12 protein-coding genes are annotated in these 11531 nt (G+C 61.4%); 6 read left to right on the top strand and 6 right to left on the bottom strand.

Features of this window, described 5'->3' with window-relative positions:
• Window positions 1-166 precede the first annotated feature (166 nt).
• The 5 genes from Q0030_RS01610 (at window position 167) to Q0030_RS01590 (ending at window position 3566) form a co-directional block, all read left to right on the top strand.
• Entirely contained in the window at window positions 167-1093 is a 927-nt protein-coding gene (locus tag Q0030_RS01610; protein WP_298362477.1) for an alpha/beta hydrolase, read from the top strand.
• Window positions 1090-1695 (top strand): hypothetical protein, encoded by a 606-nt coding sequence (locus tag Q0030_RS01605; RefSeq protein ID WP_298362474.1) that lies wholly within the window; start codon window positions 1090-1092, stop codon window positions 1693-1695. Before Q0030_RS01610 ends, Q0030_RS01605 begins: the two co-directional genes overlap by 4 nt.
• Before the next feature lie 92 nt (window positions 1696-1787).
• Window positions 1788-2435 carry a CoA transferase subunit A gene (locus Q0030_RS01600; protein WP_298362471.1) on the top strand — a complete coding sequence of 216 codons (648 nt, stop codon included), beginning with the start codon at window positions 1788-1790 and terminating at the stop codon, window positions 2433-2435.
• Between the two features lie 3 nt (window positions 2436-2438).
• Window positions 2439-3089: a 3-oxoacid CoA-transferase subunit B gene (locus tag Q0030_RS01595; protein WP_298362468.1), complete on the top strand. Its 651-nt coding sequence runs from the start codon at window positions 2439-2441 to the stop codon at window positions 3087-3089.
• An 18-nt stretch (window positions 3090-3107) separates the two neighbouring features.
• A complete protein-coding gene (locus Q0030_RS01590; RefSeq protein ID WP_298362465.1) occupies window positions 3108-3566 on the top strand; it encodes a MaoC family dehydratase in 459 nt (152 codons plus the stop codon).
• A gap of 16 nt (window positions 3567-3582) precedes the next feature.
• Here the strand turns inward: Q0030_RS01590 and fabI are convergent, their stop codons facing one another.
• The 4 genes from fabI to Q0030_RS01570 are packed head-to-tail and all read right to left on the bottom strand — an operon-like array spanning window position 3583 to window position 8793.
• Window positions 3583-4374, bottom strand: a complete 792-nt coding sequence (fabI, locus tag Q0030_RS01585) for an enoyl-ACP reductase FabI (RefSeq protein WP_298362461.1) — start codon at window positions 4372-4374, stop codon at window positions 3583-3585.
• Window positions 4371-5585 (bottom strand): acetate/propionate family kinase, encoded by a 1215-nt coding sequence (locus Q0030_RS01580; protein ID WP_298362458.1) that lies wholly within the window; start codon window positions 5583-5585, stop codon window positions 4371-4373. The genes fabI and Q0030_RS01580 overlap by 4 nt, the downstream gene beginning before the upstream one ends.
• A gap of 5 nt (window positions 5586-5590) precedes the next feature.
• On the bottom strand, window positions 5591-6556 hold the full coding sequence (locus tag Q0030_RS01575) for a phosphate acetyltransferase (protein WP_298363218.1): 966 nt from the start codon (window positions 6554-6556) through the stop codon (window positions 5591-5593).
• A 26-nt stretch (window positions 6557-6582) separates the two neighbouring features.
• Entirely contained in the window at window positions 6583-8793 is a 2211-nt protein-coding gene (locus tag Q0030_RS01570) for a DUF3141 domain-containing protein (protein WP_298362456.1), read from the bottom strand.
• A 115-nt stretch (window positions 8794-8908) separates the two neighbouring features.
• Here Q0030_RS01570 and Q0030_RS01565 point away from each other — a divergent pair, with 115 nt between their 5' ends.
• The gene (locus Q0030_RS01565; RefSeq protein ID WP_298362453.1) at window positions 8909-9427 is read left to right on the top strand and encodes a GNAT family N-acetyltransferase; all 519 of its coding nucleotides are present in this window, start codon (window positions 8909-8911) and stop codon (window positions 9425-9427) included.
• Between the two features lie 541 nt (window positions 9428-9968).
• Here the strand turns inward: Q0030_RS01565 and Q0030_RS40550 are convergent.
• Together Q0030_RS40550 and Q0030_RS01560 are read right to left on the bottom strand one after the other, a co-directional pair.
• Complete coding sequence (locus Q0030_RS40550; RefSeq protein WP_363323412.1) at window positions 9969-10199, bottom strand: LuxR C-terminal-related transcriptional regulator; 231 nt, start codon at window positions 10197-10199, stop codon at window positions 9969-9971.
• 1227 nt (window positions 10200-11426) lie between these two features.
• Entirely contained in the window at window positions 11427-11531 is a 105-nt protein-coding gene (locus tag Q0030_RS01560) for a helix-turn-helix transcriptional regulator (RefSeq protein ID WP_298362451.1), read from the bottom strand.

The following is an 11531-nucleotide window of genomic DNA, read 5'->3' as shown; positions in this document are numbered from 1 at the left end:
AAGCGAGCAGCAACAGGCCAATGAAAAGGCGCCTCATGGAAATCCTCCCTGACCGGATTTTGGGGAAGGTTCCGGCGGGCATGCGCGGCCGTCGTTGACCTAAGTCAAGGGAACGGCCAGGTGCGCGCCGCAACTTGACGCTCGAAGCATCGACCAAGTGAAGCGAATGCCGTTCCTGTCGCATGGGTCGCACCGCATCCGTTATGAGCTGGACGGCCCCACTGACGCGCCGGCCTATGTGCTCGTTAACGGGCTTACCCAGTATTCGGAGCTCTGGGCGGCCTATCGGGACGCGCTGATCGCTAAGGGATTTCGTGTCGCGACTTTCGATCTGCTCGGCCAGGGCGCCTCGGCCAAGCCGGAGCTGTTCATCAGCCAAGAAGACCAGGTTGAGGCGCTTAGGCTCCTGATCGAAGCGCTCGGTGATGGTCCGATATTCCTCGGCGGCATCAGTTTCGGCGCACTGATCGCGCTGCGCTATGCGATCCTGCACGGAGATCGGCTGTCGGGCCTGGTGCCTATGAGCGCCTTCGCAGAATTGTCGCCGCAGCTCATGCTGCTCGGTAATGCACTGCGCACCGCCTTGATCCTGGGCGGCACCAGCTATTTGCAGGATTTGTTACTACCGATGAACCTTTCCGATTCATGGCTCAAGCCGCTGCTTGGCAAGCTCGACGCGGTGAAGCGGCAGGGCTGGTTGGTCAACGACGTCTATGCGCTGCAAAATCTGATGGAGTCCTTCCTCGAGTTCCAGCCGCTGACGCCGCAACTGGCCTCGATCAAGACGCCGACGATGATCCTCAACGGGGAATTCGACTTCCTCACCCCGCGTTCCCTGCACGAAACCCTACGCATTCACATCTCCGACAGCTCACTTGTCATCATTCCGAATGCCTATCACGCCTTCACGCTCGAGAAGGCCACACTGACGGCCGACCTGCTGGCACGCTTCGCCGAAGACGTCATGGCGAAGCGCTGGCAGGGCAAACAGGCGGTATGGATCGCACCCGACGACGCAGGTGGCGAGATGATGCCTTTCCCTGCCGGCTTCGACCACCTGCGCGCGATCCCTGTGCCAAGGACCACGTCATGAACCAGTTCCTCGGCCCGCTGGACCCTTCCGGGCGCGTGCCGCCGCTGCAGCAAACTCGGGTCGCATCATTCCTGGTCTCGGTGCATGGCGCGCTTGCACGGCAGCTGGCTTTCGCCTTGCCAGGCCAGTTCAAGGCCGGCTGGCAAACCGAGCTAAACACACAGTTGCATCGCGAGACCGAGATCGTTTCCCTTCTCCTGCGCGCGACTTCGTGGGCGCCTGATGTCACGACCTTCTACAACACGCTGATCTGGGAAATGGCTTGGATGCCCAATCCGGTTTCAGGCGTTGCCGATCACCGGCTTGCCACGACGATCGACATTGCGGCCCTCGGGCACGCCGCGCACGGCGCCGTCCGGCCCGCCGCCCTGCTGCCCGTCGAGGCTTCCGCGGATGATCCCTTTGTCGTGGCCTTGCGCCGGATCGAATTTGAAAGCAGCCGCCTGATCCAGGCGCAAATCCATTTTCTGAAAGGTGACGATCTCAAGCCCGTCCGCGACGCCGTCAGCGCGGCCGTGAACGATCGGCATCGGCAGGTGCGCAAATTGTGGACGGACGTGCTGACCAGCATTGGGATTGACCGTCACGCAGACGACGAATGACGCGGGCCTTGACCCAGATCAACGTAAGGACCACGCCAAACGGCAGTGTTCGCTGAAACATCCCGCCTCGGATTGATTGCCGGAGCCCAATCATGAAGGCCGTATCCGCCGAAGAAGCTGTTGCGATGATCCCGAACAACGCGCGCATCATGGTCGGCGGCTTCATGGGCGTAGGCACGCCGGAGCGCTTGCTTGACGAACTGGTCCGACAGAACAAATCGGGCCTCTTGCTGATCAGCAACGATGCGGCAACGCCCGGAAAGGGTGTCGGCAAACTGTTCGAAGGCTCGCAGGTGTCGGGCATGATCGGCACCCATATCGGGCTGAATCCGACGGCGCAGAAGCAAATGCTGGGCAAGCAGATCACGGTAGACCTCATTCCCCAGGGTACCTTCGTTGAACGCATCCGCGCAGGCGGCTGTGGTCTTGGCGGCGTCTTGACGCCCACCGGCGTAGGTACGCTGGTCGAGGAAGGCAAACAGAAGATCGAAGTCGACGGCAGGCCGTATCTGCTGGAGACCGCACTGCGCGCCGATTTCGCGCTCGTACACGCCTTCCTGGCCGACTACGCAGGCAACCTGTCCTATGCTCTCACCGCACGGAATTTCAATCCGGTAATGGCGATGGCAGCCGACACCGTGATCGTGACCGCCGAACATATCGTTCCGGTCGGCGTCATTGCTCCCGATCACGTCGTCACGCCAGGACCACTGGTCGACTATCTCGTCGCGAATGGGTGAACCATGGATGCCCAAACCATCATCGCGCGCCGTGTGGCGAAGGAACTACGCCCGGGTAACCTCGTCAATCTCGGCATCGGCATTCCGACCTTGGTTGCGAACTACGTTCCCGCCGAGCTCAGGGTGTTCTTCCAGTCCGAGAACGGCTTGATCGGCACCGGCCCAATTCCCGAACAAGGTATGGCCCATCCGCTGCTGACCGATGCCGGCGGCAAGCCGATCAGCGCGTTGCCCGGCGCGGCCACTTTCGATAGCGCGATGTCGTTCGGCCTGATCCGTGGCGGCCATGTCGACATCACGGTGCTGGGCGGCCTGCAAGTCGACGCCGCGGGTCATCTCGCCAACTGGATGATCCCGGGCAAGATGGTGCCTGGCATGGGTGGCGCCATGGACCTCGTCAGCGGTGCCAAGCGCGTCATCGTCGCCATGCAACATGCGGCAAAAGGAAAGTCGAAGATCGTGGCCAAATGTAACTTGCCTCTGACATCCGCGCGCTCCGTGGATCTCGTGGTGACCGATCTTGCGGTGATCGCTTTCCCGGGCGGCAAGGCGACCCTTCTGGAAACGGCTCCGGGCGTGACTGTCGCCGAGGTCTTGGCGGTGACGGACGCCGGGCTCACAATTCCCGATGCTGTTCCGGAAATGATCCTCTGAAGGGAGCAAGCCGACGCCATGCGGATTTTCAACGGGTTTGAACAACTCAAGGAAGCGGTAGGCACCGAAATCGGCGTCAGTGACTGGCTCGAGGTAACGCAAGAGCGCATTAGCAAATTCGCGGATGCCACTTGCGACGAGCAGTGGATTCATGTCGACCAAGAGCGCGCGAAGGCCGAAATGCCTGGAGGCATGACGATCGCACATGGCCTTCTGTCGCTCAGCTTGACACCGATGTTCATCCGCTCGGTAATGGGCCTGAAAGGGCTGAAGAACACGCTCAACTACGGGGCAGATCGGATCCGGTATCTAGCGCCGGTCCCGGCTGGATCGAAGCTGCGCGGTCGCGTCAGCATTGTCGAGGCCGTCGACGTGCCGCCGAACGGGCTGAGGGTCCACTACCGCGTAGCGATCGAGATGGAGGGCGGCACGCGCCCGGCTTGCGTCGCCGACGTCATCGGCCTGCATTACAGCTAACTGGACCTCCCACCCTCTAATCGATGATGTGGTAGCCCCCATCGACATAGAGTACGTCTCCCGTGATCAGCTTTGCACCATCAAGGGCAAGGAACGCTGTAGCCTTACCGACGTCGTCGATGCTGACGAGGCTGCGCGTCGGCGCCTGCGACTGCGCCTTGTCCATCAGTTCGTCGAATTCTGGAATGCCGGATGCTGCGCGCGTGGCAAGTGGCCCAGGCGAGATGGCATGGACCCGAATGCCTTTTGGTCCGAGCTCCGCGGCGATGTAGCGCACCGCCGCCTCGAGCGCCGCCTTCGCGACGCCCATGACATTGTAGTTCTTCACCACCATCTGGCTGCCGTAATAGGTCATGGTGAACATCGTGCCGCCGTTCTTCATCAGCGGTTCGGCGAGATGGGCCATGCGCATGAACGACCAGCAGGACACATCCATGGTCTTCTGGAAGCCCGCCCGGTCGACGTCGACCACACGGCCATGCAAAGCTTCTTTCGGTGAGAACGCGATTGAGTGAAGCAGGAAATCGAGCTGCCCCCACTCCTTTCCGATCCGCTCGAAGACTTTTTCGGTCTCGCCCTCGACCATCACGTCGAGCGGCATGAAGATCGGCGATTCCAGCGCCTTCGCCAGCGGTTCGACGTGCTTCTTGGCCTTCTCGTTCAGGTAGGTGACAGCGAGCTCGGCACCGAGCGCGCGAAACGCCTTGGCACAGCCCCAGGCGATCGATTGGTCATTGGCTATGCCGACGATCAAGCCCTTCTTGCCTTTCAGCGCGACGTTGGTCTCGGGATAAACCGGGATGTTCATGACACTCTCTCGCGTTTTGGATTTGGCGATGGCTTGTTCATGAGCAGCGTCAGCGTATGCTGCGCGATCATCAGTTCCTCGTCGGTCGGCACGACGTAGACGGGGGTTCGGCTGCCCGATCGAGATATCCTGGTGGCATGCCGTGCGTTCTCGACTGGATCGAGCTCGATCCCGAGCCATGCCAGCCGTTCCGAGATGCGGGCACGGATCGAAACGGAGTTTTCGCCGATCCCCGCGGTGAAGACGAAGCCGTCTAGCCCCTCCAGCGCGGATGCCAGCATGCCGGCGTTGAGGCCAACGCGATAAATGAAATAGTCGATCGCAAATACAGCCCGCGGGTCCGCGCTATTCTCGAGCTCGCGCATGTCGTTGCTGACGCCGGACAGACCTTTCAGGCCGCAGTCGCGATACAGAAAGTCTTGTACCTTAGGCACGGACATTCCCTTCTCGGTAAGCAGGTACAGGACTACACCGGGATCGATCTGGCCGGGCCGCGTTCCCATCGCGAGGCCATCGAGAGCCGTAAATCCCATCGTGCTTTCGACGCTCCGGCCTGCCCGCATCGCACACATCGAGGCGCCGCTGCCGAGATGAGCCACGATCACACGACCGACCGCGACCTCCGGCGCCACCTGCGGCAGCCGCTTGGCCACATATTCGTAGGACAGGCCGTGGAAGCCGTAGCGCCTGATGCCCTCGGCGTACAGCTGGTGCGGAATGGCATAGTGGTCCGCCAGCGGGTCATGATCGCGGTGGAACGCCGTATCGAAGCAGGCCACCTGCGGCAGGGTCGGAAAATTGGCTAGCAGGGATTTAATGGGCGCCAGATTGTGTGGCTGGTGCAGCGGCGCCAGCGGCGCGTAGCGTTCTAGCCGCGACACGACCACAGGGTCGATCAGCACCGGGTGCCCGTAATCCGGGCCGCCGTGAACAACCCGATGGCCGACAGCCACAGGGTTGATGTTGAGCTCATCTCTCAGCCAGGCGCCGGCGACGGACATAGCGGCAGGAACGTCGGCAACTGCTTCGATCGGATAGGCCCGGTCGGCCAGCGGCTCGCCGCTGGGGCCGCTGGCACGCATCCGCGGCCGGCTGCCGATGCCATCGATCTGGCCCTTTAGCTGCCGCGCCAGCCGGCCCTCGGCCTCCACCACGAAGACCTGGAATTTCACGCTGGAGGAGCCGGCATTGACGACGAGGATCGTATCCATGACAGTCACGCGGCAGCGATGGGAGCACCGCGACGCCGGGCCGCCGCGTACAGGCAGGCCACCGCAGCGGATGCCATCCGTGACCGCGCAGAATCGGCGCGCGACGTCAGCACGACCGGCACCCGTGCGCCGAGCACGATGCCGGCGCCATCCGCCTTGGCGAAATAGGCCAGGTTCTTCGCCAGCATGTTGCCTGACTCGAGGTCGGGCACGACCAGAATCTGCGCCCGGCCAGCGACCTCGGACCTGATGCCCTTGATCCGCGCCGCCTCCATGTCGATCGCATTGTCGAAGGCAAGCGGACCATCGAGTAACGCGCCGGTGATCTGCTTGCGGTCTGCCATCTTGCAGAGCGCCGCCGCTTCAATCGTCGACGGAATCTTCGCCGTCACCGTCTCGACTGCCGACAGGATCGCCACCCGAGGTGTCGTGCCGAAGCCGGCCTGATTGTAGAGGTCGACAGCATTCTGGATGATATCGCGTTTGTCGTCCAGGTCGGGGAAGATGTTGATGGCGGCATCGGTGACGAACACCGTTTCGGAATAGGCCGGCACGTCCATCACGAATACGTGGCTGATGCGCCGGTCGGTGCGCAGCCCGCCGACCTTTGCTGTCACGCTGCGCATCAGTTCATCGGTGTGGAGGCTGCCCTTCATCAGGACTTCGCCTTGACCTTCATGAATCAACTCGACGCCCCTGGCCGCGGCAGCAGCTTCAGTTGGCGGCGTATCGACGACCTCATAGCCCGCAATATCAATATTGTGCTTCACCGCGGTATCTCGGATCCGCCCAGCCGGGCCGACGAGAATCGGCTTGATGATGCCAGCCTCGGCGGAGTCGATCGCACCTCGCAGTGAGCTCTCATCGCAGGGATGCACGACGATCGTAGAGACCGACGGAACGCCCTTCGCGGCGACGATGAGACGATCGTATTTTGATCCCGGCTGGGCTTGGTTCGGTCCGGTTGCCATGACATCCATTACTCCGCTCCGAATTGCTATGACGCCCGGGCCTTCGGATCGAAGGGGACGGTGTTGTTGTGACCGTCGAGCCCGAACAGCTCGGCGACCTGGTTCAATCGCCTGGCCACCTCGCCGGATATCTCCGCGCTTGCCGACAGCACGTCCTGAATGGCGGCAAACGCTCTGCGGCGCTCGTCCATGTTGTCCGGCAGGAGTTTTGGAATGGCCGCTAGTGCGGCCTCTCGATTGAGCAGCAGCATGAAGAACTGCTCGCGGACCAGCATCTTGAACTCCGCGAGCGTCACGCGCGCGGCCTCATCGACTTGGCGAAGCCGCCGCAGCGCCTCGAGACTGCGCTCGTCCACCATGCCCCGGGCCGATCCGACATAAAGCAAGGCTCGAATGCCGGCCTCTCGCATACCACCGGACCTGATCCGGGATGTCAGCTCCGCGATGCGGGCTTGCAAGAGCTCTCGATGCTTTGAATCCATGTCGCGGCGTTGCGAGGGGGTCGACTGCGGATCAACCCCGACCGCGGCCTGCAAGGCCGGCGAGCCATAGATGGCAAGGAACATCGCCTCGCTCAGCGCCTCCTGCGAGTCGCGCCACTGATCGAGCGAACTGACGATCTGCTTCGATAAGCGCTCCTGGAACGCAAGGAAGGGATTGTCCTTGGCTACCGGCTTGCGCGCTTCGCGGGCCTTGTCCGCAGCGTTCTCCACCATCTTCATCCAGGGGTTCTCGCTGCTGAACGCCTCGTATTGCAGGCGGAGCGGATGCCAGTTGCGCATCATCTCCGCCATCTGTGGCGTCACCATCGATTTGACCCAAGGCTGCACGAATTTCTGATAAGCGGCGAGATTCATTTCGGAGACCCGTTTGGCAGTCTCGAACCGCCGCTCGTCCTCCGGCGAGTTCCCGCCCATTGCGCGGATGTCGTCGAGCGTACGGGCCTCGCAGCGCATCACCCACTGCCCAACCGCAAGCTCATCATTGAGCGTGTCGGATCCCCTCGCCTCGAACGTCGCCTCGTAAAGGCCGGGTGGCAGCACGTCGATCAAATCAATGTTGCTCGAGAATTCCGCATGCTCTTTCTTGGCGACGCCACCGGAAACGAATATACCGAGATGACCGACCGTCTCATGCACGGTGTAGACAATGGTCTGCCCATGCGCCCTGATCTCGTGGACATCCGCATAGAGATCCAGAATCCAGTCCAGCGCCTGTTGCGGAGGCGTGATGTTGTCCCCTTTTGAGCAGAACACCACGATCGGCGAACGAATATTGCGCAGATCGACTGCGGTTCCGTCGAACATCTTGACGCGCCCCGCGGCCAAGTTGTTGCCGATGAAGAGTTCATCGACAATGAACTGGATCTCCTCGGCATTGAGGTTGACGTGCCCGCCCCACCAGCGTTCGAACTCGAGATAGCGATCCGCCTCCGTGTCGACCTTGGTGTAGACGTTGTACTGCTTGGTCCACAACGTATTCGATGGATTCTGGTTCTCGAAGTTTTGCACCAGCCAGGCACCGTCAAACTTGCCTGCGCCGAGGTCACTGGAAAGCGCCGTCAGCCAGCTTCCGCCAAGCAGCCCGCCGGAGTAACGCATCGGGTATTTGCCGTGGACGCCGGCCCAATATGCGAGCGGCGCGCCCGCCACGATCACCGGACCGAACAGTTCCGGCCGTAATGCGGCCAGGATCATGATCGCCCAGCCGGCCTGGCAGTTGCCGATCACGCACGGTTTGCCATCAGCCTCGGGATGCCGCTCGATGACCTTTTCGATGAAGACGGCTTCGGCGCGCGCAATGCGCTCGATGGTCTGGCCCGGCATTGGCTCGGGCAGGAAGCCAATAAAATAGCAGGGATGGCCTGCCTTCATCGCGACGCCGATCTCACTGTCGGCCTTGAAGCCGCCGATCCCCGGGCCATGACCCGCACGTGGGTCGACGACAACGAACGGGCGGCGGTCGCGGTCGATTTCCACACCCTTGGGCGGGATGATACGCACCAACGCATAGTTGACAGGCTGCTCGAGCGTGCGGCCGTCCAAGATGAGCTCAGCTGCATAGCTCAGGACGTGCGGCGCCGTCTGGGCAACATGCTCGCGATACTGATCGCCGCGTTGGCGCAGGATATCCAGAAGCAGCACGCTACGCTGCCCGGCATCTACCATGTACTCCACGGCCTTGGCGACGACCCCAGACATTGGGCCGCCCGGGAGTTGCGGATTGTCCAGCGACATCGTTTCGGTCCCTCCGCCAACGCCCCGATTGAAAGCAGCTGGCGCGCCCGGATCGTTGATTTAGGTCAAGCCACGGGCGCGGCCGTGCGCGTTTCTGGCGCCGGAGGACAGGTTGATGCCCGTGCCTGAGAATTATGCAGCGAGCGAACGTCTGCGCGATGGCCGGAGCGTCGAGATCCGCATGTTACGGGCTGATGACGAGGAAGATATGTTGGCTGCGATCGGTCGCACGAGCAGCCAGTCGCTGCAACGTCGCTTCTTCGGCCCCAAGCGAAGCTTCTCGAAGACGGAAGTCGACTTCTTCATGAACATCGATTTCACCAGTCACGTCGCCTTGATCGCGCTTGCCGATGAGGACGAACACGAGGTGATCATCGGCGGCGGTCGCTACGTCGTCACGGACTCCGGAATGGCCGAGATCGCCTTCGTGACCATCGACGACTATCAGGGACTGGGCGTTGGCACCTTGCTCATGCGCCACCTTATTATTCTGGCGCGCGCGGCCGGGCTCGAGCAGCTCGTCGCCGACGTCCTGCCGGAGAACACGGCGATGCGGAAGGTTTTCGCCAAATTTGGCTTTCAGGTCCGCCGCGGAAGGGATCCGCAGGTCGTTTGCCTAGCGCTACCCCTGTGATGGCGGTGGAATTCTCCGCCCCCGCACTTCGAGGTGGAAGATTACCGGTCGGAACGACCCTCAATCGCCTTGGAGGAATATGTCATGAAGAAGTTGCCTGCCGAAGAGCGAGCCAAGAGCAGCCTCCCGAAAGACAATCGAACAAAACCGAAGGACGCGGCGGATAGAAATGACGTTCTGTCCACGATCGAGCCCTGGGATTGTGCAACCGTCGACCTGACTGCGTGGCTTCGAGAGAACGGTACGTGGCAGGTCTATCGCAAAAGGCCGTAATACGTGAGCGAAAGCACAACGTCAGCTTGACCAACGTAGCTGCGGGGTTCCGCGTCGCTCTAAAGAGCAGACGTCGGTGACGTCAAAGTGAATATGCACCAACGGCCATAAGCGGAAGTTGCCGTTCCGGCTCAATGAACGAGGCCACCAACTGAGGCGACCTCTTTATTGAGCGGTCCCAGCAACCTTGGGGGAGCCTGTGTGAGAGCCGGTGCTGGGGCCATCTACCTGCCGGTTGGTGCGTGTCGGGCCAAGTTCGCGCTTAGCCTTAAGGAGGCGGCGTAGCTATTGGTGACGACGGCCATCTAGCCAATCTTTCCGCCGCATCCATGATCTGAGCCTGAGATTTGATCTTGAGCTTTCTGAGCAGGCGCAGGCGTTGGACCGACACCTGCGCTTCGGTCCCGCCGATCTGCGCAGCAATGTCCGCGTCACACCGCCCGAGAGCCATTCGCCTCAGGAGCTTCTTTTCACGCGGGCTTAATATCAGTGCCGTCACGGCACGAGCATAGCGATGCCGATGATGGCGAGCGGGCTCAACCCGAGTAAAACAATGCAAACGCTTTCAAGTAGGCCATTGCCCATGACACAACTCCTGCGTTGGAGTTTAAACCTACTTCCGGTGGAACTCGGCAGGTAGTGCAAATTGTGCCATAGCAATTTGCTGAAATAAAAATGGCCGGAACAGATTGAGTTTTTCCTGCAGCAAAGCCTTCCCTTGGAGGTGAACTAGATTGAGCGGCGAGGCGCGCTGCGATCTACACGGTGCCCATCAGCGCCGAGACGCTCACCGAGCCGAAGCTACCGCTTGTTGGTAAAAATGGGCCATCGATCGCTCCTCGGCGCCGAGACAACACAGCGCATGCCCAAGTCTATTCCTAGAATTCAACTCCCCTTGCTTTAGGGCACAGTTCCGCCCTTTCCCTCCCTCCGGTCTGACTTCCCGGCTGGCCACTGGCGAAGTGGAACCCATCATGTTGATGAGCTGAGTACTCGCTTCCCTATGGCATCGCGCCCACCGCGGTGCTAGCTGAGAGCTGTCTTGGGCGCTCTCGCAAATCGAGTCGGTGCGGGTGGTCATCCCGTTGACGAAATGTTCTGCCTCTCGACCCTCGCCCGGGGATGCCGGACCGTATGGTCGCAGGTCGCAATGGGCACAGCGTTGCCTGCACATTTTGGATATCGCTCGCGCGAAGGCGTGTGGCGTCCGGCTCGCCGCTGCGGTTTGAGAGTGCTGCGCTCTGCGGTCATCATCATCGGCGGGGCGAACAATTTCGCCTTCCGGCGACGGGGGCATGGCCGATCTCGACCGTCGCTATTCTCACGCTGACTGCCAGTGGTGTGTTGATGGCGCCAGGACCTCCGAGCGGACAGCCCTCGCCCACACCAACGCCAAGCAGGCGTGGTGGTAACGTCAGCGCTCGCGCGCCGAACCATTGCTCAGATCGCCCCGGGCCCCCGAAAGGCCTTGGGAAGCCTTCGCGGTCGAGGTCAAGGTGGGTGGCGCAGGTCGGCGAAAGACTCTTGCCGGAGGCCCACCATAACAGTGGGTCATACGCGGTAGCGGGGGAAGGACCCGAACCTCCACCCCAAGTTTATGACGCCAGTGTCCGGGCCAACCATTGACTGTCGTAATAGGGCTGGTCCCACGAAGCGAAATTATCGCCCTCGTGGCCCCATCGTGCGGGCACCTTACAACTTTCGTAATTGGCGGGGCGCCTGCTAGTCATCGTCGACGAACCAACTCCTCCGGATCGACCCTTAGAGCCTTGGCTATCCGCTCAATCACCAAGAGCGACGGATTTCTTTTGCCGCTTTCGACCCCGCTCAT

This window comes from uncultured Bradyrhizobium sp., assembly GCF_947648125.1.
Taxonomy (GTDB): Bacteria; Pseudomonadota; Alphaproteobacteria; order Rhizobiales; family Xanthobacteraceae; genus Bradyrhizobium.
This window is presented reverse-complemented; position numbering and strand designations above follow the sequence as displayed.